The sequence below is a fragment of the Parasporobacterium paucivorans DSM 15970 genome (assembly GCF_900141895.1).
GTDB lineage: Bacteria > Bacillota > Clostridia > Lachnospirales > Lachnospiraceae > Parasporobacterium > Parasporobacterium paucivorans.
In genome coordinates this window covers 113754-136074 of the sequence record NZ_FQYT01000003.1, presented here as the reverse complement: position 1 = coordinate 136074, position 22321 = coordinate 113754, and the positions used below count along the sequence as shown (strand labels likewise).

The following is a 22321-nucleotide window of genomic DNA, read 5'->3' as shown; positions in this document are numbered from 1 at the left end:
CTCCCTTCTATTATTCTTCAGAATAGTCAGTGTCGCTGAAGTCAGAATCGTCATCTTCGGTTTCGTCTTCTAAATCCACAAATTCTCCGTCTTCGACAATCTTCTCCTGATAACCAGCGGCTGCCAGATCCTCCTTGCCAACATAGTTTGTATCAATCAGGGCTTTCTTTAATTCATTATTTGCATCGTCTGCCTCGTCAATGTACTCATTCATTTCCACTTCCGTGTCATCCTCACGCAACACTCTTACGTCCAGGGCCAGAGCCTGCAGCTCCTTCAATAATACTTTGAAAGATTCAGGCACTCCAGGTTCAGGAATATTCTCACCCTTAATGATGGCTTCATAAGTCTTCACACGCCCGATGACATCATCCGATTTTACAGTCAGGATTTCCTGAAGAGTATAGGCAGCACCATATGCCTCAAGCGCCCATACTTCCATCTCTCCGAATCTCTGCCCACCAAACTGTGCCTTTCCTCCCAGCGGCTGCTGTGTAACCAGGGAATATGGTCCGGTTGAACGGGCATGGATTTTGTCGTCAACCAGGTGATGAAGTTTAAGATAGTACATATGTCCGATAGTAACCGGATTATCAAATGTCTCTCCAGTCCTTCCGTCCCTGAGCCACACCTTCCCATCTCTGGAAATAGGCACGTCCTTCCACTCTTTCCTGTGGTCCTGATTCTCATGCAGATAGTCAATAATTGTCGGATCCACAGAATCCTTGTATTTTGCTTCGAAATCAGACCATTCTGAATTTACATAGTCATTAGCCAGATCCAGTGTGTCCATGATGTCGAACTCATCCGCTCCATCGAAAACGGGAGTGGAAATCTTAAATCCTAATGCGGTCGCCGCCAGACTTAAATGCGTTTCCAGAACCTGTCCGATATTCATACGGGAAGGTACTCCCAATGGATTCAGAACGATATCCAGCGGTCTGCCATTTGGCAGGAAAGGCATATCCTCCATAGGAAGTATACGGGAGACAACACCCTTGTTTCCATGGCGTCCCGCCATTTTATCTCCAACGGATATTTTTCTTTTCTGTGCAATATAAATTCTGACAGATTTATTCACTCCCGGTGAAAGCTCATCGCCATTTTCCCTGGTGAATACCTTCGCGTCAACAACAATTCCATATTGACCATGTGGAACTTTGAGGGATGTATCTCTTACTTCTCTTGCTTTTTCGCCAAAGATCGCACGGAGCAGTCTTTCTTCCGGTGTAAGTTCAGTTTCTCCCTTAGGAGTCACTTTACCTACCAGTATATCTCCCGCTCTGACCTCCGCGCCGATTCGGATGATTCCTCTCTCATCAAGATCTTTGAGGGCATCGTCACCAACTCCCGGAACGTCACGGGTAATTTCTTCCGGTCCCAGCTTTGTATCACGGGATTCGGATTCATATTCTTCTATATGGACAGATGTATAAACATCTTCCTCAACAAGACGCTCACTTAACAGAACAGCATCTTCATAGTTATAGCCTTCCCAAGTCATAAAGCCGACAAGAGGGTTCTTTCCAAGAGCAATTTCACCCTGGGAGGTAGAAGCACCATCCGCGATTACATCTCCTGCTTCAACGCGCTCGCCTTTGAAAACGATAGGACGCTGGTTGTAGCAGTTGCTCTGGTTACTTCTTGAAAATTTAGTAAGTTTATAGGACTCTGCCGTTTCATCATCATACCTTAATGTGATTTCCCTGGCACTGACATTTTCCACGACACCTGCTTTTTTCGCAATCAGACATATGCCCGAGTCAACAGCCGCTTTGCCTTCCATTCCGGTTCCCACTACTGGTGCTTCTGTAGTAAGGAGAGGGACAGCCTGACGCTGCATGTTGGATCCCATAAGGGCACGGTTTGCATCATCATTTTCAAGGAACGGTATCATGGATGTTGCCACGGAAAATACCATTTTAGGAGATACATCCATGTAATCCACGCTGTGTTTATCATATTCGGATGTTTCATCACGGTAACGTCCGGAAATATTTTTGCTGAGGAAATGACCCTGCTCATCCAGCAGCTCATTCGCCTGGGCTACAACATATGCATCCTCTTCATCTGCCGTCATATAGACAACTTCGTCCGTTACCACAGGGTTTTCCAGATCGGATTTATCCACTTTTCGATATGGCGCCTCAATAAACCCATATTCATTAATCCTTGCATAGGAAGCGAGGGAGTTGATCAGTCCAATGTTCGGACCTTCGGGTGTTTCGATTGGGCACATTCTGCCGTAATGTGTATAATGAACGTCTCGAACCTCGAAACCTGCACGGTCTCTGGAAAGACCACCAGGGCCCAGGGCAGACAAACGTCTTTTATGTGTAAGTTCACCCAGCGGATTATTCTGATCCATAAACTGAGACAGCTGGGAACTTCCGAAGAACTCCTTCACTGCAGCCGTTACAGGTTTAATGTTAATCAGAGACTGCGGGGAAATGGAATCGATGTCCTGGGTGGTCATTCTTTCCCTGACAACTCTTTCCATTCTGGAAAGGCCAATACGGTACTGGTTCTGAAGCAATTCGCCGACAGCCCTTATCCTTCTGTTTCCAAGGTGGTCAATATCATCTGCATTGCCGATTCCGGCTTCCAGGTTCATGTTGTAATTAATGGAACCAATAATATCCTGTTTTGTAATATGCTTAGGAATCAGGTCTGCTATTCTTCTGCGGATCGCCTCTTCCAATTCTTCCCTGGATTCACAGCTCTCCAGAATTTCCGTCAGAACCGGATAGAATACATTCTCAGTAACACCAAGATGTCTTGTCGGAAAATCTACGTATTTATTTATGTCAACCATCATATTCGACAGGACTTTTACATTTCTCTCTTCGGACTGAATCAGAACGTAAGGAATTCCGGCATCCTGAATCTGGATTGCCAGCTCTTCCGAGACTTTTGTGCCCGCTTCCGCCAGCACTTCACCGGTATTTACGTCAATCACGTCTTCCGCCAGTATGTGTCCGCGAATTCTGTTTTTATATGCTAATTTTTTGTTGAATTTATATCTTCCGACTTTTGCAAGGTCATACCTTCTGGCATCAAAAAACATGCTGGTCACTAAATTCTCTGCATTTTCGATCTGCAGAGGCTCGCCTGGGCGTATTTTCTTGTAAAGCTCCAGAAGACCTTCCTGATATGACTGGGAAGGGTCTTTGGAAAAGGTTGCCAGAAGTTTCGGTTCTTCCCCAAACAATTCAACGATTTCCGTGTTTGTGCCATAACCGAGCGCCCTAACCAATACAGTTACCGGCACTTTCCTCGTTCTGTCTACACGTGCATAAAAGATATCGTTTGAGTCCGTTTCATATTCCAGCCACGCACCCCTGTTAGGGATAACAGTAGAAGAATAAAGATTTTTACCCACTTTATCGTGGGCCACAGAGTAGTAGATTCCGGGCGATCTGACCAACTGGCTTACGATAACCCTTTCTGCTCCATTTATAATAAATGTTCCCGTTGCCGTCATTAACGGCAAATCTCCCATGAAAATTTCATGTTCGCTGATCTCTCCAGTTTCTTTATTGTGGAGGCGAACCTTGACTTTCAAAGGAGCTGCATATGTTGCGTCACATTCTTTGCACTCATCAATTGAATATTTTAGATCGTCTTCGCATAAATGGAAGTCAGTAAATTCCAAGCTTAAATGTTCACTGTAGTCTTCGATTGGAGAGATATCTTCAAAAACCTCTTTGAGTCCTTCCTCAAGAAACCATTGGTACGATTCTTTCTGTACCTCAATTAAATTCGGCATTTCGAGTACTTCCTTCTGTTTGGAATAACTCATTCGGATGCCTTTTCCTGCCTTGACCGGATGTATCCTGTTTTTCTCCATTGACATTCCACCCCTTGGTTTGTATTATAATAGCAGTATCAAATCTATACGCTAATTGCCATATGGTGACCGCAACCTGCGATTCGCCATAATAGTGCACCATCCATCGTATCACATGGATTTTAATGTGTCAATATAAACTGAATTTGTCAACATACAAAAAAAGGGGCCTTTGAAGCCCCTTTTTTATGCAATGTGCCACAATTATTTAAGTGTAACTTTTCCGCCTTCAGCTTCAACTTTTGCTGCAATTTCGTCAGCTTCTGCTTTTGAAGCAGCTTCTTTGAGGATTTTAGGAGCGTTATCAACTAAGTCTTTAGCTTCTTTTAATCCCAGTCCGGTAACGTCACGAACAACTTTGATGATTTTAACCTTGTTTGGTCCAACTTCTGTTAACTCAACATCAAATTCAGTTTTTTCTTCCTCTGCTTCAGCAGCTGCTGCTGCAACTACTACGCCTGCTGCTGCAGAAACGCCAAATTCTTCTTCACATGCTTTAACTAATTCATTTAATTCTAATACGGATAATCCTTTGATTACTTCAATAATTTCCTGGGTTGTCATATTATTTTCCTCCATTATTTTTTAATTTAAGATAGCTATGCGGCACATTTTATGCTGCTGTTTCGTTTTTCTCTGCAATCTGTTTGATAACGCGTGCAAAGTTTGTGATCGGTGACTGAATGCTTCCGAGGAACTTTGCAATAAGTTCGTCTCTTGAAGGAATCGTTGCGATTACCTTTATAGCGTCTTTACCGTAGTATTCGCCTTCAACAACGCCTGATTTCAGTTCGAGTATTGGCGCTTCTTTTGTGAAGCCGAACAGGATTTTTGCAGGTACCGTAGCATCTTCCTTTGAAACGGCGATAGCTGTAGGTCCTTCTAAATCAGCAGCCAGTTTTTCAAACTCAGTTCCCTGAACAGCAAGATTGATTAATGTGTTTTTGTATACTTTAAAAACAACATTTGCTTCTCTTAACTGTTTGCGGAGTTTGGTTTCCTGCTCTGCAGTAAGTCCACGATAGTCAACCAGTACAGCTGCTTTCGCTCCATTGAGCAATTCAGCAATTTCGTCTACTACCACTTTTTTAATTTCTACTTTTGCCATGAACCTTGTGCCTCCTTTTTTTATTTGATGCCGAAGTAAATTAAAAGCCCTCCCGAAAAATGCAGGAGGGCTATACGTTCTACTCAATAACTAAGCAAACATTTATAATCCTCGGCAGGCAGAAAATAATTTCTTTACGCAACGCGCCTGCTGTCTCCGGCTAATTCATCGGAATTCTATCATAGAATTCCATTTATGTCAATTCTTATTATGCATTCATGATTTTTGCTACATTAAGCTTGATGCCAGGTCCCATTGTGGAAGTTACAGTGATGCTCTTGATGTACTGTCCCTTTAAGGCGCTTGGTTTTGCTTTAATAACTGCATCCATAAGTGTTTTGAAGTTTTCTTCCAGCATAGCTTCTGCAAAAGAAGCCTTTCCAATTGGAACATGGATGATGTTTGTCTTATCAAGTCTGTATTCAATCTTACCAGCTTTGATGTCTGCAACCGCTTTTGTAACATCTGTAGTTACGGTACCTGCTTTTGGGTTAGGCATAAGGCCTTTTGGTCCAAGTACACGTCCGAGTCTACCTACAACACCCATCATATCAGGTGTGGCAACTACTACATCGAATTCAAACCAGTTTTCGTTCTGGATCTTCGGAATAAGGTCCTCAGCCCCAACAAAATCTGCTCCGGCAGCCTGTGCTTCTGCTGCTTTATCGCCTTTTGCGAAAACAAGGATTCTGACTTTTTTGCCAGTTCCATGAGGCAGTACTACTGCTCCACGAATCTGCTGCTCTGCATGGCGTCCGTCACAACCTGTTCTTATATGTGCCTCAACAGTTTCATCAAACTTTGCAACTGCTGTCTTTTTCACGAGAGACATAGCTTCAGTTGAATCGTAAAGATTTGTACGGTCTACGTTTTTCGCAGCCTCTTGATATCTTTTTCCTCTTTTCATTAAATGACCTCCTTGTGGTATTATCGGTTGAGCCTCCCACATTTTTCTATTGTAATTATTCTGTTACGGTAATGCCCATACTTCTTGCAGTTCCAGCAATCATGCTCGTTGCAGTTTCAACGGATCCTGCGTTTAAATCTGGCATTTTAAGCTCTGCGATTTTCTGAACTTCTGCCATTGAAATGGTAGCAACCTTTGTCTTGTTCGGGGTCGCTGAACCGGATTCAATCTTGCAGGCTTTCTTAAGCAGAACTGCTGCCGGTGGAGTTTTAGTAATGAAGCTAAAGCTTCTGTCGCCGTACACGGTGATGACTACAGGAATGATCATTCCTTCCTGATCGGCCGTTCTTGCGTTGAATTCTTTTGTGAACTGAACGATATTAACGCCGTGCTGTCCGAGTGCGGGTCCTACTGGTGGAGCCGGTGTTGCCTTTCCAGCAGGTATCTGCAATTTGATAAATCCATTAATCTTTTTAGCCATAATTGGCACCTCCTATGTGGTGTTATCGGGAATCCCTCCCACGATCTATACAGTTAGATTCGTTACATTTTTTTGATTTCCGTGAAGCTAATTTCGACAGGTGTCTCCCTGCCAAACATATCAACATTAATGGTAAGGCTCTGTTTACCCGGATTGATGCCACGAATAACACCCACTGTGCCTTCCCAGGCACCGCTGGTTACCGTTACGGCATCACCCACTTCGAAATCCAGAACCAATTCTTCCAATTTGATGCCCAAAGGCTTCATTTCAGCCTCTGTCAGAGGAACCGGTTTAGATCCCGGGCCGACAAATCCCGTAACACCTCTTGTGTTGCGGACAACATACCAGGTATCATCATTCATTACCATGTTAATAAGAACATATCCGGGAAAGCGTTTCTTCTGAACCTGCTTTCTCACTCCGTTCTTAACTTCAGTTACATCCTGCATGGGAACCGTAACTTCCAGAATCTGATCTTGTAGTCTTCTGTTTTCAATTGTTTTTTCTATGTTTGCCTTTACTTTATTCTCATACCCCGAATAAGTATGCACAACATACCAATGTGCTTCTGCCATATTCTCACCCTGCCTTAGCTATGCTATAAATTTCATACCCACCTGAATAAGCATATCCAGGACCTTGATTACTGCACCGAGTACCACAGATATAGCTATTACAGCTACCGTTTGTTTTGCTGCAGATCTTTTGTCAGGCCAGATAATTTTCTTGAATTCAACTTTAAGACCACGGAACCATGTTTTGATTCCCTTCTTTTCAGCTGCAGTTTCTCCCATATTAAAACTCTCCTTTTTCACTTTCGTGACAGCCTAACGACCTAATGAAGTGTCTTACTGTAATTATTTTGTTTCCTTGTGTAATGTATGAGTCTGGCAAAATCTACAATACTTCTTGGTTTCGACTCTTTCAGGATGAGCCTTTTTCTCTTTCGTTGTATTGTAATTGCGTTGCTTACACTCTGTACATGCTAATGTTATCTTTACGCGCACTACTTCCACCTCCACTTATCATCAGTATGAGCAAATATACCCTTGAATATTCTGTTTTTTTGGGCATAAAAAAAAAGACTTCTTTCATTGCCAATACAATATATCATAACAGATATCGTCCGTCAATATTTTTTTTCTTATAATCCTTCACCAATACTCACAGTAATAAAGTACACGCTTTTAACACCTGCCTCATTTAATGCTCTGGCGCAGGCGTCCACGGTCGATCCCGTTGTGTAGATATCATCAACAAGAAGCACCCTCTCATATCTGCCAGTACTATCGGTTACGGCGAATGCCTTTTCAAGGTTACGGGCCCTCTGGGCTTTCCCCAATTCCTTCTGGGCATCTGTATTTCTTATTCGCTTCAGATAGCCTGCGTCCACCGGCACTCCCGTCAGCGCACTGATTCTGCCTGCCAGGATTTCCGACTGGTTAAAGCCTCTTGTAAGCATTTTTTTCTGATGAAGAGGAACAGGAATCAGGGCTTGAGCTCCCCATATTTTAATGGTCTGTTCGAACTTTTTGACCAGCTCTTCTGCATAAAAATCAGCGTATTCTCTTTTATTTTTGTATTTAAATTCATATAGGGAATGGCGGATGTTTTTGTCGTGCTCAAACAATGCAGCTCCCTGTTCGAAATAATGCTTTTTTTTCACACAGTCGTGACAGTATTCACTGGAAGCATCCTCAATTCCCTTTCCGCACTTTTTACAGGCCGGTTCCTCGATATATGGGAGAATCTTTCTGCATTCAGGGCACACTCTGTCCCTTTCGGGAATTACTATCCTGCCACAGATTGCGCATCTTCGCGGATACAGGATGTTCAGCAAATTATCCCTGAGGAGGTTTGTCTTTCTTTTCATAGCGGCTGTCCCACTCCTTCTTTAAGTTCCTTCAGCCTCTCTCCAAGTCCGGAATACCGGATCTGTTCACTTTTATTATCTGTCATCTGCCAGATGGTTTCTTCGTCTCCCAACAGACAGACACATTTTTTGGCCCGTGTGACCGCCGTATATAATATATTCCGATTCATGAGCATCCTTGGTCCCGTCAGGACCGGCACCACAACTGCGGGATATTCGCTGCCCTGTGCTTTATGTATTGTTATGGCATAAGCCGGTTCCAGCTCGTCCAGCTGCCTGAAGCTGTAGGAGACCAGACGGCCTTCGTCAAATTCGACTTCCATAACTTCCGCGTAAGTGTTCACAGTCCGGATAATGCCCATATCCCCATTAAAAATGCCCATCCCCCTCTTAACAGTTACTCCGTAACGGTTGCTCATTTCCCACTCCAGCTGGTAATTATTCTTGATCTGCATCACCTTATCTCCCTCCCGGAAGACGATTCCCTGAAATTCCTTTTCTCTTTTGGATACATCCTTCGGATTCAAGTAGTCCTGCAGTATTTTGTTGAGGCGTTCGACACCGAGCATTCCCTTACGCATCGGAGTAAGAACTTGAATATCTGCCACATCGCATTCTACATATTCCGGCAGCTTCTTCAGGATTAGCGTGAGCATTGCCGCGATAATTTTATTGGAATCTTCCCTTTTAATGAACAGGAAATCCTTGCTGGGCTTCTTCAGATCCAGCTTTTCCCCGCAGTTTATTTTGTGGGCATTTAATACGATATCGCTTTCCTGAGCCTGTCTGAATATCTTCGTCAGCCTCACCACCTTGAAGCATCCGCATTCCAGTATATCCTGCAGTACATTTCCAGGACCCACAGAAGGGAGCTGATTCACGTCTCCCACCAGAATAAGCCTGGTTCCAACCGTAACTGCTTTCAGAAGAGCGTGCATCAGGAACATATCCACCATGGACGCCTCATCGATTATTACCACGTCCGCCTCCAGAGGATTTTCTTCATTCCGCTCAAAGCGTGCCGCGTAGGACGAATCTCCCAGGTTTCCGGAAATCTCAAGCAGCCTGTGAATCGTCTGTGCCTCCAGCCCTGTTGCCTCCGTCATCCTTTTCGCTGCACGGCCTGTGGGAGCGGCCAGCAGAATCTCATGGTTCGTCATAGAAAAGTACTTGATGATTGCATTTATAGTTGTGGTCTTTCCCGTTCCGGGTCCACCCGTTATCACAAGAAACCCATTGTGTGCAGCTTCCATGACTGCCGTCTTTTGCAGTTCATCCAAGGTGATTCCGGTGTCTTTTTCTATCTTCGAAATATAATCTTCTGTTTTTTCCTGTCCCTTACCTTCTGAAACATTGAGATCATGCAGCATTTTTGCAGAATTCAGCTCTGTATAGTAGTAATTGCTGACATAGGCTTTTCTGTCCTCATCCCTCACGATGATTCGTTTATCCAGAATCAGGTCCATAATGTTTTTTTCAAACTCTCCGGACTCAACTTCCAGGAGCTGTTTTGCCCTGATAGTCAGGTCTTCCATAGGAAGATAAACATCCCCGTTTGAGGAAGCCTGTAAAAGCACATACAGAATCCCGCTTTTGATACGGTAATGGGAATCCGTCTGGATTCCGACTTTTTTGGCTATTTCATCCGCGGCCTTAAATCCGATACCGGCTATTTCATCCGCCATTTTATAGGGATTATCTCTGATTACTGCATACAGCCCCGATCCGTACTGTTCGTATATTTTTACTGCCATGCTCAGGGAGACCCCATATTTCTGCAAGAAAATCATGGCCTGGCGCAGGTCTTTTTTCTCTTCCACCTGATCCGCGATTTCCATGGCTTTACGAGTGCTGATTCCCTTGACTTCCGCCAGCCTTTCCGGCTGTTTTTCCATGATTTCAAAGGTTTCCAGACCGAATTTTCTGACAATCCTGTCCGCCAGAGCTTCTCCCAAGCCTTTTATGCTTCCGGCTCCCAGATATTTGCGTATGGAATCGATATCATCCGGACTCTTGACAGAATACGAATCCACATTTAACTGCTCGCCATATAGGCTGTGGTTGCTGAATTCGCCCGAGGCCTCAATAAACTCTCCCTCATCGACAGCCGCAAAATATCCGACACATGTAATTTCATCCTCAAAGGAATCCTCTCCTGACATCGATAAAGAAAGCACCGTGTACCCATTGTCTGCATTCCTGTATACAATTTTTTCAATATATCCCTTTACGGTTTCCATACCCTCTCCCGTCCGCCGGAAACAATTCAGGCATCTGCGTTTTCACAGATGCCTGAATACATTACTTATTATTTATCAAACAAGCCGCGCTTTGCCGTCCTTGTTTCACTGGCATACTCTATGAACTTTCCCGTTCCCACGGCAACAGCCGTCAACGGATCATCTGCCGTCATGGTGGAAATGCCGATTTTATCCTCTATCAGTTCTTCCAGTCCATGAAGAAGACAGCCGCCTCCGGTCAACACTATTCCGCGGTCTGCAATATCCGCAGCCAGTTCCGGCGGGGTTCTCTCCAGCACACTGTGAATTGCTTCCACTATCTGGGCTGTCGCTTCCCTCAAGGCCTCTTCGGTTTCTTCCGAAGTGACAGTGACTGTTCTGGGAAGTCCGGATACGAGATTTCGTCCTCTTACTTCCATGGATACAGGCTCTGCCCTTCTGAAAGCTGAACCGATGTTTATCTTGATGTCTTCTGCAGTTCTTTCTCCAATCAGAAGGTTGTGTTTTTTACGCATATATCTGACAATCGCTTCATCAAAGTCATCGCCGGCGATCTTTACAGACGTGCTGACCACGGTTCCTCCGAGTGAAATAACAGCGATATCGGTTGTTCCTCCCCCGATATCAACAATCATATTTCCGCACGGCTTAAATATATCTATCCCCGCTCCAATGGCTGCTGCAATGGGTTCCTCAATAATTGTAACTTCTCTTGCACCTGCCTGGTAAGTTGCATCTTCAACAGCTTTCTTTTCAACTTCTGTTACACCGCTGGGAACGCATACGCTGATAAGGGGTTTCTTGAATGTCCTTTTTCCAATTGCTTTCTGTATGAAATATTTAAGCATTTTCTCTGTAACAGTATAGTCCGAGATAACACCCTGCCTGAGTGGTCTGACCGCGATAATATTCCCGGGGGTCCTTCCGATCATCAGCCTGGCTTCCTCACCGATTGCCTTTATCTTATTGGTATCCCTGTCAAAAGCAACCACTGAAGGTTCCTTTAATACCACACCTTTTCCCTTAACATAAACAAGTACACTTGCAGTTCCTAAATCGATTCCAATATCTGCACCTAACATGTAAATCTCCTTTCATCTATTAACAAATAACACGCCTAAAGTCTCCCTGGTCCGCAAGGTCTGGCATTGCTGCGCTTTCCTTCCCAAAGACTGTCATTGGCAAAATCATGTATTCACATTTTCATAGCGTAATTTTTATTATACTTTAAAACCAATAGATTATCCACAAAAATTTTTTGCAAATAATAAAAGCCCTCAAGCAATAAACGCTCAAGGGCTTTTTCGTATGCACTATATAATCAATTCAAACTATTTAATAAAAAGATCCAGCAGTGAACCTACCTGAACAAATACCGGAGCAAATACCAGGGCAACGATACTCATAAGCTTGATCAGGATGTTAAGGGATGGGCCGGAAGTATCCTTGAGGGGATCTCCTACGGTATCGCCAACTACGGCCGCCGCATGAAGAGGTGTTCCTTTTCCATTTTCCATTGATTCAATAGATTTCTTCGCATTATCCCATGCACCGCCGCTGTTTGCCATCTGGATGGCATTTACGACACCTACTACGGTCGCTCCGATCAGAAGACCGATCAGCGCGTCTACTCCGAGGACAAAACCTACAAGCAGTGGGCATACTATGGCAAGAAGGCCTGGTACAACCATCTGTTTCAAAGCTGCTGCCGTTGAAATATCAACGCATCTTGTATAATCGGCTTTTGCACTTGGATCTCCGGCAAGAAGGCCTGGGATTTCTCTGAACTGACGGCGAACTTCTTCTATCATTTCTCCGGCTGCTTTAGAAACCGCATCAATGGTGAGCGCTCCAAAAAGCATAACCAGCATACCGCCGATAAACATACCTGCAATTACACGGGCGTCGAGTACGTTGACTCCTGTTTGCAGGTCGATTCCTGCGGCTGTTGCAAAAGAGACAAACAAGGCAAGAGCTGTAAGAGCTGCAGAGCCGATAGAGAAACCTTTTCCAACTGCTGCAGTGGTGTTTCCAATAGAGTCAAGCTTATCTGTAATTTCACGCACTTCATGAGGAAGGCCTGCCATTTCTGCAAGACCGCCTGCATTATCGGCAATCGGTCCATAGGAGTCAACTGCAATAACTGCACCAACTGTCGCAAGCATACCCACAGCTGAAAGTGCGATTCCGAACATTCCAGAAGTATAGAAGGCGATGATAACTGCGATTGCGATGATAATAACGGGAATTCCTGTGCTTCTCATTCCCAGTGAAAGGCCTGCGAGGATATTTGTCGCAGAACCGGTCTTGCTCTGTTCAACGATCAGCTTAACATGTTTAAACTCTCCGGAAGTATATCTTTCCGTAACAAAACCAATTACCAACCCGGCAACAACACCCGTTGCAATCGCCCAAAAAGGACGGAGAGTGCCAAGCATGTTCAGGCATAAGACGAAAGATACAACCAGCAGGATAACCATACTGATATATGTTCCAAGCATCAGAGTAACCTGTGCAGGAGCATTTTTAATGACAAATACACAGAGGATACCTATAATCGCAGCTACAATACCGGTTGTAGCTACCATCATAACGAACGAAACGAGACTTTCTGACGCAACACTCGCAAATATTCCGGTTCCGCCGGCAGCAACAGCAAGAACGAGGGATGAAATAATGGCTCCTACATAAGACTCGAAAAGATCCGCACCCATTCCGGCAACGTCACCAACGTTGTCACCAACATTGTCTGCAATTACTGCTGGGTTTCTCGGATCATCTTCCGGAATTCCCGCTTCAACCTTGCCTACGAGGTCAGCACCTACATCGGCAGCTTTGGTATAGATACCACCACCAACTCTGGCGAACAGGGCGATGGAGCTGGCTCCAAGACTGAATCCGGTAAGGATGGTCACATCCTTGAACACTAAATAGATAATTGTGACGCCCAGAAGTCCAAGACCTACAACGCTGAGTCCCATTACGGCTCCGCCGCCATATGCTATGGTAAGAGCGTTTCTTTCGCTCTTCTGTGCCGCCTCTACTGTACGGGCATTGGCTTTTGTCGCTGCCCTCATGCCGATATTACCGGCAAGTATTGAAAGTACAGCACCTGAAACAAATGCAAGCATAGTCTTCCATCCCATGCTTGGAATTACTGACAAAATGATTGCCATTACTATGACGAAAATTGCAACTACCTTATATTCCCTCGACAAGAACGCCATTGCCCCATCTCTGACAAATCCGGACAATTCCTTGACCCTGTCATTCTGAATGCTCACGCGGCTGTTCTTTGTGGCAAATACAAGTGCAAGTAACAATGCCACCACTGTGGCAACGATTGCAAAAATGTACTCCATTACGATTCTCTCCTTCATTCAACATGTTATTTTGTTTGTAAATCTTATCTAAAATTCCACACTATATCTATAATAAGACATAATTTGAAATTGTCAACCAGAATCTACCATCACAATAGCCAAAACGGACATGTGTTTTTTATTGTTTTTTTACATATTTCGTGTATTCCGTCTTTGTGTTCAGGTTCACCAAACAGTCATCCATTTTTTCCGTTACCAGATATTCGAGACTGTTCTGTGGGATGATTTTGACATCACAGTTTCTGCATAATTTTGTCATGCTGTGATCCCCCTGATTTAGAAGTTTCTCAATCTGGTTAAGACAGCTTCGTCTGTAAACGCCGAAAAGCGGCTCCAGTCTCGAATCGGCATTCTCCATGATACAGATATCATGTCCGCTGCTCAGATCAATCAGGGCAAGGGCTGCCCGTACGGATACGAACGGTGTATCCACGCTCACAACAAAGATTTCCGAATAATCCGTCTGCTTGAATATGGAATATAATCCTCCCATTGGGCCAGCGCAATCGACTATGTCCTCTATCTCCACTAAGTCTAGGTTCAGCCCTGCATACTTTGGTTTCTTGTCCACGGACAAAATCACATTTTCAAAATTCGGGCTGAATTTATCATACAGCTCCTCAATAAAGGTGTGCCCATTAATGGTAAGAAGACCTTTATCCGTTCCCATCCGGCTGCTCTTTCCACCCGTCAAAATAACAATTGCCTGGTTCACATCAACACCTCCCGCATTTTCACTGCCTATAATTATAACACAGCCTTATTCATTTTCAAATGCCCAGCTTATGGCACTGGCAACAGCCCTGTTCCACCCGAACAGCTTCTTTTCTGCTTCTTCCCGAGGCATATGGGCGGTAAAACAGCTGTCTACCACCTGATTTTTCAGAAGTTCTTCTCTGTCTTTCCAATATCCGGACGCAAGCCCTGCCAGGTAGGCAGCCCCCAATGCTGTAGTCTCAATGATTCTTGGTCTTAACACCCCGCAGCCCAATATATCTGCCTGGAACTGCATGAGGAAATTATTGGCGCAGGCGCCACCGTCGACTTTCAGTTCCTTCAGGTCGATTCCTGAATCCAGTTCCATAGCCTTTAAGACATCATAGGTCTGATACGCAAGGGATTCCAGGGTTGCCCGGACAATGTGGGCCTTCGTTGCTCCCCGGCTGATTCCGAATATGGCTCCTCTGGCGTTCTGCACCCAGTAAGGAGCTCCCATTCCAGTAAAGGAAGGAACAACATATACACCATTGGTATCTTTCACCTTTAAAGCGAGCTTCTCCGATTCCGAAGAGCTTTCAATCAGGCCCATTTCATCCCGCAGCCATTGTATGGCAGCCCCGGCAACAAATACGCTTCCTTCCAAGGCATACTCCACTTCCGGTCCAAGCGATGCTGCGATTGTGGAAATCAGACCATGTTCGGATTGTATGATTTTTCTTCCGGTATTCATAAGAAGGAAACATCCCGTCCCATATGTATTCTTTACACTTCCGGGACGGAAACAGCATTGTCCGAACAACGCTGCCTGCTGGTCTCCCGCAATCCCGCTTACAGGAACCGGTACATCGGTAATCTTTTCATCGGTCATACCGAACAGCCCGCTGGAAGGCTTCACCTGCGGAAGCATACATTCAGGAATATTCAGCTTGTTCAGAATGGTTTTGTCCCAGCAAAGATTCTGTATATCAAACAACATGGTTCTCGATGCATTTGTGTAGTCTGTGAAAAAGGTTTCTCCCCCCGTCAGGTTCCATAAAAGCCAGGTGTCAATCGTACCAAAAAGAAGCTCCCCCTTCTCTGCTCTCTCTCTGGTTCCTTCTACATTTTCCAATATCCATTTGATTTTAGTGGCCGAAAAATAAGCATCTGCAATGAGTCCTGTTTTTTCCCTTATGTATTTGTCAAAGCCGTCCGCTTTCAATTCTTCAATCATACCCGCCGTCCGGCGGCATTGCCATACAATTGCGTTATAGACAGGCTCTCCCGTGGCCTTATCCCACACCACAGTAGTTTCCCGCTGATTTGTAATTCCGATGGCTGTAATTTCAGACATGGTCACTCCGATTTTTGCCACAGCCTCACGGATTACATCCAACTGTGAATTCCAGATTTCTTTCGGATCATGTTCTACCCAGCCCGGCTGCGGAAATATCTGTGTAGACTCCCGCTGGGATTCGCTCCGAATGTTGCCTTCATGGTCAAACAGGATACATCGTGAGCTTGTAGTCCCCTGATCTAAGGCCATAATGTATTTTTCCATATTGGCTGCCCCCGTTTCGCTTCTTTTTCTCACATAATATCACAAATTATGTCTGTTTAATATAGAAGCTATTATATTGACATTTTAACGCGAATGATTTATTCTAGTAATAGTTACTATTATTAAGAGGTGATTATATGAAAGAATTGAAATACAGCCGCCAGAGAGAATCCATTAAGGATTTTCTCATGACGCGCAAGGACCACCCTACCGCCGAGGAGGTCTACCTCAATGTCCGGAAGACATTTCCAAATATCAGTCTCGGTACAGTATACAGAAATCTGTCTCTTCTCACCAGCATCGGATCCATACAGAAAATTTCCTGCGGAGACTCCTGTGAACGTTTCGACGCCTCCACAGATTCGCATTATCATTTTATCTGTAGGAAATGCGGATGCGTGATGGATATGGATATGCCTGACCTTTCATTCATCAATACCCTGGCTGACAAATCCTTCTGTGGAGAAATCGAGGGAAGCGTCACATATTTTTTCGGATTATGTGAAAAATGCAGTCAGGAATATGTTGACAAACCGGAGAGCAAGAGGTAATATAATAACAGGAATTATTACTATTTTAATACAGGAGGATTTATTATGACAAAATTTGTATGTTCAGTATGCGGTTATGTACACGAGGGCGACAGCGCTCCTGAGAAATGTCCGATTTGCCAGGCAAGCTCGGATAAATTCAAGAAACAGGAAGGCGAAATGACATGGGCGGCAGAACATGTCGTAGGTGTTGCTTCAGGTGTGAGTGAAGATATTAAGAAGGATTTAAGAGACAATTTTACCGGTGAGTGCAGTGAAGTCGGCATGTACCTTGCCATGTCCAGGGTTGCCTTCCGTGAGGGATATCCAGAAGTAGGCCTTTATTTTGAAAAAGCAGCTTACGAAGAAGCCGATCATGCTGCAAGATTTGCTGAATTGCTTGGAGAGGTAATTACAGACAGCACTAAGAAAAACCTCGAAATGAGAGTGGATGCTGAAAACGGCGCCACCGCAGGCAAGACCGATCTTGCGAAACGCGCTAAAGAAGCTGGTCTGGATGCAATTCATGATACGGTTCATGAAATGGCAAGAGATGAAGCAAGACATGGGAAAGCATTTCAGGGTCTTTTAGGCAGATATTTCAAATAATTTCAAGGGAGCATATCCATCACTGGAAATGCTCCCTTCTTTTTATCATTCTGTAATCGGTTAAATTCTCTCAACTCCAAAAACTACTTCTTCGGAATTGATGTTCCATTCTTTCGAATATCCTGCCGGTGCGGCGTCCAGAATTATCTCCTGTGCCAGGACTTCCGCTTTGATCTCCACTTCGTTCCTTTTGATAATTTCCCTCACATGGTCATTCTCTCCCACATAAATTCTGATTTTATCCATCACTTCAAAATCCGCTTCTTTTCGCATCGTCTGGATTTTGCTGATAATTTCCCGGACAAATCCTTCTTCTATCAATTCTTCCGTGAGATTCGTATCCATGGCTACTGTAAGCTTATTATTGGTCTGTGAAACGTATCCTTCTACCTGTGCAGTATCAATAATCAGGTCCTCTTTATCCAATATTATCTCTTCACTATCCAGAAGAAGTTTCAGCTTACCGCTTTCATTCACCTCGTCCATTGCAGAATTTCCATCCAGCGCAGAGAGGGCTGTACGGATCTGATTCAGGAGTTTTCCAAACTTCGGTCCCACTGTTTTTAACTGCGGCTTGAAGGAGTAGGAAGTGAAGTTTCTTGCGTCTTCGGTAAATACCACTTCCTTGACATTCAATTCCTCTTCTATGATTTCTTTATAGTATTCGGACAGCGCTTTTTCCGATTTTACATACATTTTTGCTATAGGCTGCCGATTTTTTATGTTGGAAATATTCCTGCAGGCCCTTCCCATAACCACGATTTCCAGTACCGAATCCATGTTGTCTTCCAGCTCTTTGTCCATAAACAGGTCATCCGCAGATGGAAATTCACACAAGTGGATGCTCTCCGGAGCCTCCTTATCCACACTGATTACGAGGTTCTGATAGATGGCTTCGGTCATAAACGGAATCATAGGAGCTGCCACCTTGCATACAGTAACCAGCGCTGTATACAGGGTCATGTATGCATTTATCTTATCCTGTTCCATTCCCTTGGCCCAGAATCTCTCCCTGCATCTTCGAACATACCAGTTGCTCAGGTCATCCACGAATTCCTGGATAGCTCTTGCCGTCTCTGTGACCTTGTAGTTCTCCAGATTATTGTCGGCATCCGCAACCAGGGAATTCAATTTTGATAAAATCCATTTATCCATTACAGAAAGCTTATCATACTCCAGGGAATATTTTGTGGGATCAAACCCATCAATATTTGCATAAAGAACATAAAATGCATAGGTATTCCATAATGTTCCCAGGAATTTCCGCTGTCCTTCCGTTACCGCCTTGTCATGGAAGCGGTTCGGAAGCCATGGAGCGCTGTTTACATAAAAATACCATCTTATTGCATCTGCCCCAAACTGATTAAGGGCGTCCAGAGGCTCTACTGCATTCCCCTTGGATTTTGACATCTTCTGTCCGTTTTCATCCTGTACATGCCCCAGCACGATGACATTTTTAAAGGATGGTTCATTGAACAGCAGGGTGGAGATGGCAAGCAGCGAATAGAACCACCCTCTTGTCTGGTCAACAGCTTCCGATATGAAGTCCGCAGGGAACTGCTCTTTAAAAAGTTCCTGGTTTTCAAAGGGATAATGATGCTGGGCAAAAGGCATGGAGCCGGAATCAAACCAGCAGTCAATCACCTCCGGAACCCTGTTCATCTGTTTTCCACATTGCCCGCATGTTATCGTCACGTCGTCGATATATGGACGATGCAGCTCAATATCATCCGGACAATTCGGGGACATTTCCTTTAATTCCGAAATGCTTCCTATAGAATGGATATGTCCGCATTCACATTTCCAGATGTTGAGCGGCGTACCCCAGTAGCGGTTCCGGCTGATCCCCCAGTCTTGCACGTTTTCAAGCCAATCCCCGAAACGGCCTTTGCCTATGCTTTCCGGAATCCAGTTAATCTTATTGTTGTTTTTGATCAAGTCTTCCTTGACCTGGGTCATAGCGATAAACCAGGATTCCCTTGCATAATAAATGAGAGGAGTATCACATCTCCAGCAGTGCGGGTAGCTGTGCTCATATTCAGGTGCCTCGTAAAGCATCTCCTTCTCATCAAGATCCCTAAGTATGAAATCATCGGCATCCTTGCAGAAAACGCCTGCCCACGGGGTTTCCTCCGTCATTTCACCTTTGCTGTCTACCAGCTGCAGCAGAGGAAGGTCGTATTTCTTTCCGACATTGGAATCATCCTCACCAAAGGCAGGTGCTATATGGACAATTCCTGTTCCATCCGTCAGGGTGACGTAGTCTGCACAGGTGACATAGAAAGCCTTTTTCTTGACATTTGTGAAATCAAACAGCGGTTCATATTCCTTATATTCCAGATCTTTTCCTTTAAAGGTCTCCAGCGTCTTAAAGTTTTCCTTCAGAACTGTCTCCAGAAGCGACTCGGCCATGTAGTAGGTTCTTCCCTCATGCTCTACCTTTGCGTAGGTCTCTTCAGGGTTGACGCACAGGGCAACATTGGAAGGCAGCGTCCATGGCGTGGTGGTCCACGCCATAAAATATGCATCCTCACCCTTTACTTTAAATCTTACAATGGCTGATTTTTCCTTGACATCCTTGTATCCCTGGGCAACCTCATGGCTGGAAAGGGGCGTTCCGCAACGAGGGCAGTAAGGAACGATTTTATGTCCTTCATACAGAAGACCTTTTTCCCAGATTTGCTTAAGGGCCCACCATTCCGACTCGATGTAGTTGTTTTCGTAGGTTACGTAGGGATGATCCATGTCCACCCAATATCCGACCACGGAAGAAAAATCCTCCCACATCCCTTTGTATTTCCACACGCTTTCCTTACATTTTTCGATAAAACGGGCCATGCCGTACTCTTCAATCTGCTCTTTCCCATCAAGCCCAAGCAGTTTCTCCACTTCGATTTCTACTGGAAGGCCGTGGGTATCCCACCCTGCCTTGCGGGGAACCCGGTATCCCTTCATCGTCTTATATCTTGGGATCAGATCCTTGATGACCCTCGTCAGCACATGTCCAATATGCGGCTTTCCGTTGGCCGTCGGAGGCCCTTCATAAAAAACAAATGGCTCGGCATCCTTTCTGTCCTCGATGCTCTTTTCAAAAATCCGGTTCTCTTTCCAGAACTTCTCTACTTCTTTTTCTCTTGCCACGAAATCCAGGCTGGTTGATACTTTATCGTACATTCTTTTTCCTCCTTAAAAAAGCAAAAATCCCCCGCCCTGTAAAAGGACGAAGGATAAATTCTTCGTTATACCACCTATTACGCCATACATACATATGTGTTCCTTGTAACGCAGGAAAAACGTCAGATTCTACTGCCTTTGTCCAAGGTTTCAAACTGAAGCTACGGAGTGATATTCAGATATCCCATATTCGCACCCGGCTCTCACCATCCCGGGCTCGCTAATGCTTTCAAAGTTATCCTACTGTCTCCATCAACGCTTTTGTATAAATTTAGCTCATTATACTGTTTAATATAATTTCTGTCAAGTTTGTTTATCTGACCCGGTTTTTCATCTTGACATCCGGAAAGTCTTCAAGAATTTCCTTTTTCATGTCATAAAGGGTATCGGACAAATCTACGTTTACCTTGTGAGGATTTACCAGTCTCCTGGTTTCTTCCCATAAGGTGTCCATTTCTTCCTTGCATTTTTCCCGTATTTCCATCACATCCGGGGATTCGTAGACACATTTCCCCTCCCGGAAGACAGGGACCAGCAGTTCTTTAACAGTAAATTCCCCTGCCTCCAGCAGAGTCTCTTTCCATGTATCGACCGGATCAAAAAGCTTGATATCCTTTTCGTTGGAAAAGGTTTCATCTGCAAGGGCTATCAGATCGGCCTTGATTTTCCCGGTATTTTTATCGTACAGGCGGAAAACGGTCTTGTTGCCAGGATTGGTTATTTTTTCAGAATTTTCCGACACCTTGATCTTCGGGACGAATCTTCCCGTTTTTTCATCCCTTATGGCAACCAGTTTGTATACTCCCCCGAAGGAAGGACAGTCATCAGAAGTGATCATTTTCGTTCCGACTCCCCAGGAATTTATCTTTGCGCCCTGCAGCTTCAGGCTGGTAATCAGGTGCTCGTCCAAATCACTGGATGCCGATATGACCGCATCTGTAAATCCGGCTGCATCCAGCATATGGCGTGCAACTTTTGACAGATAGGCTAAATCCCCGCTGTCCAGCCTGATTCCATAGTTAGAAAGTTCATAGCCCTGTTCCTTCATCTCCCTGAAAACCCGAATAGCATTAGGGACGCCTGAATGAATGGTATCGTAGGTATCCACCAGGAGAACGCATACCTTGGGATATAAAAGCGCATAACTCATGAAAGCTGAATATTCGTCGGGGAAACTCATAATCCAACTGTGGGCATGGGTTCCCGCCAGGGGTACTCCGAATCGGCGCCCCGCCAGAACATTGCTTGTCCCCGTGCACCCTGCGATGATTGCCGCCCTGGCACCGTACGTGCCCGCATCAGGTCCCTGGGCTCTCCTAAGCCCAAACTCCATGACCCCATCCCCTTTTGCGGCATACACAACCCTGGATGCTTTTGTGGCGATGAGACTCTGATGGTTGATAATATTCAAAATCGTAGTTTCTAACAGCTGTGCTTCGATAATTGGGGCTACTACCTTCACCATAGGCTCCTTTGGAAATACAACCGTACCTTCTGGAATGGCGTATATGTCTCCTGTGAATCGAAATACCTTAAGATAGGAAAGGAAATCCGCTTCAAAAATCCCCAGGCTGCGGAGATAATCAATATCTGCCTCCGTAAATTTCAGCTTTTTAACATACTCCATAATCTGTTCCAAACCGCAGGCAATGGAATACCCGCTCCCGCATGGATTGCGTCGGAAGAACGTGTCGAAAACAACAATATCCCTGTTTTTATTTTTATAATACCCCTGCATCATAGTCAGCTCATACAGGTCTGTTAATAGAGTCAGATTTCTATCACTCATATCATATCTCCGGTTTTTGCTTTACATTATATCACATTCACGGATACTTCCAACCATTTTGTATAACCCTCTTTACTAAAAACAACGCAGATGTTAAAATCTAATTGCCTGACT

At 44.6% G+C, this 22321-nt stretch carries 18 protein-coding genes and 1 other annotated feature; of the genes, 2 read left to right on the top strand and 16 right to left on the bottom strand.

The window, feature by feature from the left end:
- Positions 1 to 10: 10 nt before the first annotated feature.
- The 14 genes from rpoB to glpK form a co-directional block, all read right to left on the bottom strand.
- Positions 11 to 3850, bottom strand: coding sequence for a DNA-directed RNA polymerase subunit beta (gene rpoB / locus BUA79_RS01795; protein ID WP_073992648.1), 3840 nt, complete (start codon positions 3848 to 3850; stop codon positions 11 to 13).
- Between the two features lie 204 nt (positions 3851 to 4054).
- The gene (gene rplL, locus BUA79_RS01790) at positions 4055 to 4414 is read right to left on the bottom strand and encodes a 50S ribosomal protein L7/L12 (RefSeq protein ID WP_178138514.1); all 360 of its coding nucleotides are present in this window, start codon (positions 4412 to 4414) and stop codon (positions 4055 to 4057) included.
- A gap of 49 nt (positions 4415 to 4463) precedes the next feature.
- On the bottom strand, positions 4464 to 4958 hold the full coding sequence (gene rplJ / locus BUA79_RS01785) for a 50S ribosomal protein L10 (protein ID WP_073992646.1): 495 nt from the start codon (positions 4956 to 4958) through the stop codon (positions 4464 to 4466).
- A 31-nt stretch (positions 4959 to 4989) separates the two neighbouring features.
- Positions 4990 to 5136: a sequence feature (ribosomal protein L10 leader region), on the bottom strand.
- A 30-nt stretch (positions 5137 to 5166) separates the two neighbouring features.
- Positions 5167 to 5865, bottom strand: coding sequence for a 50S ribosomal protein L1 (rplA, locus tag BUA79_RS01780; protein WP_073992645.1), 699 nt, complete (start codon positions 5863 to 5865; stop codon positions 5167 to 5169).
- 55 nt (positions 5866 to 5920) lie between these two features.
- On the bottom strand, positions 5921 to 6346 hold the full coding sequence (rplK, locus tag BUA79_RS01775) for a 50S ribosomal protein L11 (protein WP_073992644.1): 426 nt from the start codon (positions 6344 to 6346) through the stop codon (positions 5921 to 5923).
- 62 nt (positions 6347 to 6408) lie between these two features.
- Complete coding sequence (gene nusG, locus BUA79_RS01770; protein ID WP_073992643.1) at positions 6409 to 6924, bottom strand: transcription termination/antitermination protein NusG; 516 nt, start codon at positions 6922 to 6924, stop codon at positions 6409 to 6411.
- A gap of 18 nt (positions 6925 to 6942) precedes the next feature.
- Positions 6943 to 7143 (bottom strand): preprotein translocase subunit SecE, encoded by a 201-nt coding sequence (gene secE, locus BUA79_RS01765; RefSeq protein ID WP_073992642.1) that lies wholly within the window; start codon positions 7141 to 7143, stop codon positions 6943 to 6945.
- Positions 7144 to 7206: 63 nt separating this feature from the next.
- The gene (gene rpmG, locus BUA79_RS01760; RefSeq protein ID WP_143147862.1) at positions 7207 to 7356 is read right to left on the bottom strand and encodes a 50S ribosomal protein L33; all 150 of its coding nucleotides are present in this window, start codon (positions 7354 to 7356) and stop codon (positions 7207 to 7209) included.
- A 137-nt stretch (positions 7357 to 7493) separates the two neighbouring features.
- Complete coding sequence (locus tag BUA79_RS01755) at positions 7494 to 8222, bottom strand: ComF family protein (RefSeq protein ID WP_073992640.1); 729 nt, start codon at positions 8220 to 8222, stop codon at positions 7494 to 7496.
- The gene (gene recD2, locus BUA79_RS01750) at positions 8219 to 10462 is read right to left on the bottom strand and encodes an SF1B family DNA helicase RecD2 (RefSeq protein ID WP_073992639.1); all 2244 of its coding nucleotides are present in this window, start codon (positions 10460 to 10462) and stop codon (positions 8219 to 8221) included. The genes BUA79_RS01755 and recD2 overlap by 4 nt, the downstream gene beginning before the upstream one ends.
- A gap of 68 nt (positions 10463 to 10530) precedes the next feature.
- Complete coding sequence (gene mreB, locus BUA79_RS01745) at positions 10531 to 11544, bottom strand: rod shape-determining protein (protein ID WP_073992638.1); 1014 nt, start codon at positions 11542 to 11544, stop codon at positions 10531 to 10533.
- 249 nt (positions 11545 to 11793) lie between these two features.
- A complete protein-coding gene (locus BUA79_RS01740; RefSeq protein WP_073992637.1) occupies positions 11794 to 13824 on the bottom strand; it encodes a sodium-translocating pyrophosphatase in 2031 nt (676 codons plus the stop codon).
- A 139-nt stretch (positions 13825 to 13963) separates the two neighbouring features.
- Positions 13964 to 14560: a molybdenum cofactor guanylyltransferase gene (gene mobA / locus BUA79_RS01735; RefSeq protein ID WP_073992636.1), complete on the bottom strand. Its 597-nt coding sequence runs from the start codon at positions 14558 to 14560 to the stop codon at positions 13964 to 13966.
- A gap of 45 nt (positions 14561 to 14605) precedes the next feature.
- Positions 14606 to 16105 carry a glycerol kinase GlpK gene (gene glpK, locus BUA79_RS01730; protein WP_073992635.1) on the bottom strand — a complete coding sequence of 500 codons (1500 nt, stop codon included), beginning with the start codon at positions 16103 to 16105 and terminating at the stop codon, positions 14606 to 14608.
- Positions 16106 to 16242: 137 nt separating this feature from the next.
- Between glpK and BUA79_RS01725 the strand changes: the two genes are divergently transcribed.
- Both BUA79_RS01725 and BUA79_RS01720 read left to right on the top strand, forming a co-directional pair.
- Positions 16243 to 16656, top strand: coding sequence for a Fur family transcriptional regulator (locus BUA79_RS01725; protein ID WP_073992634.1), 414 nt, complete (start codon positions 16243 to 16245; stop codon positions 16654 to 16656).
- Between the two features lie 45 nt (positions 16657 to 16701).
- Entirely contained in the window at positions 16702 to 17244 is a 543-nt protein-coding gene (locus BUA79_RS01720) for an NADH peroxidase (RefSeq protein ID WP_073992633.1), read from the top strand.
- A 60-nt stretch (positions 17245 to 17304) separates the two neighbouring features.
- On the opposite strand, the gene ileS is transcribed toward BUA79_RS01720, so the two are convergent.
- Both ileS and BUA79_RS01710 read right to left on the bottom strand, forming a co-directional pair.
- Entirely contained in the window at positions 17305 to 20418 is a 3114-nt protein-coding gene (gene ileS / locus BUA79_RS01715; RefSeq protein WP_073992632.1) for an isoleucine--tRNA ligase, read from the bottom strand.
- 313 nt (positions 20419 to 20731) lie between these two features.
- Positions 20732 to 22207, bottom strand: a complete 1476-nt coding sequence (locus BUA79_RS01710) for a nicotinate phosphoribosyltransferase (protein ID WP_073992631.1) — start codon at positions 22205 to 22207, stop codon at positions 20732 to 20734.
- Between the last annotated feature and the right edge of the window lie 114 nt (positions 22208 to 22321).

Bases quoted from the DNA above. Each gene is read 5' to 3' on its own strand.
- rpoB (WP_073992648.1), bottom strand. From the start codon at position 3,850: ATGGAGAAAAACAGGATACATCCGGTCAAGGCAGGAAAAGGCATCCGA.
- rplL (WP_178138514.1), bottom strand. From the start codon at position 4,414: ATGACAACCCAGGAAATTATTGAAGTAATCAAAGGATTATCCGTATTA.
- rplJ (WP_073992646.1), bottom strand. From the start codon at position 4,958: ATGGCAAAAGTAGAAATTAAAAAAGTGGTAGTAGACGAAATTGCTGAA.
- rplA (WP_073992645.1), bottom strand. From the start codon at position 5,865: ATGAAAAGAGGAAAAAGATATCAAGAGGCTGCGAAAAACGTAGACCGT.
- rplK (WP_073992644.1), bottom strand. From the start codon at position 6,346: ATGGCTAAAAAGATTAATGGATTTATCAAATTGCAGATACCTGCTGGA.
- nusG (WP_073992643.1), bottom strand. From the start codon at position 6,924: ATGGCAGAAGCACATTGGTATGTTGTGCATACTTATTCGGGGTATGAG.
- secE (WP_073992642.1), bottom strand. From the start codon at position 7,143: ATGGGAGAAACTGCAGCTGAAAAGAAGGGAATCAAAACATGGTTCCGT.
- BUA79_RS01755 (WP_073992640.1), bottom strand. From the start codon at position 8,222: ATGAAAAGAAAGACAAACCTCCTCAGGGATAATTTGCTGAACATCCTG.
- recD2 (WP_073992639.1), bottom strand. From the start codon at position 10,462: ATGGAAACCGTAAAGGGATATATTGAAAAAATTGTATACAGGAATGCA.
- mreB (WP_073992638.1), bottom strand. From the start codon at position 11,544: ATGTTAGGTGCAGATATTGGAATCGATTTAGGAACTGCAAGTGTACTT.
- BUA79_RS01740 (WP_073992637.1), bottom strand. From the start codon at position 13,824: ATGGAGTACATTTTTGCAATCGTTGCCACAGTGGTGGCATTGTTACTT.
- glpK (WP_073992635.1), bottom strand. From the start codon at position 16,105: ATGGAAAAATACATTATGGCCTTAGATCAGGGGACTACAAGCTCACGA.
- BUA79_RS01725 (WP_073992634.1), top strand. From the start codon at position 16,243: ATGAAAGAATTGAAATACAGCCGCCAGAGAGAATCCATTAAGGATTTT.
- BUA79_RS01720 (WP_073992633.1), top strand. From the start codon at position 16,702: ATGACAAAATTTGTATGTTCAGTATGCGGTTATGTACACGAGGGCGAC.
- ileS (WP_073992632.1), bottom strand. From the start codon at position 20,418: ATGTACGATAAAGTATCAACCAGCCTGGATTTCGTGGCAAGAGAAAAA.
- BUA79_RS01710 (WP_073992631.1), bottom strand. From the start codon at position 22,207: ATGAGTGATAGAAATCTGACTCTATTAACAGACCTGTATGAGCTGACT.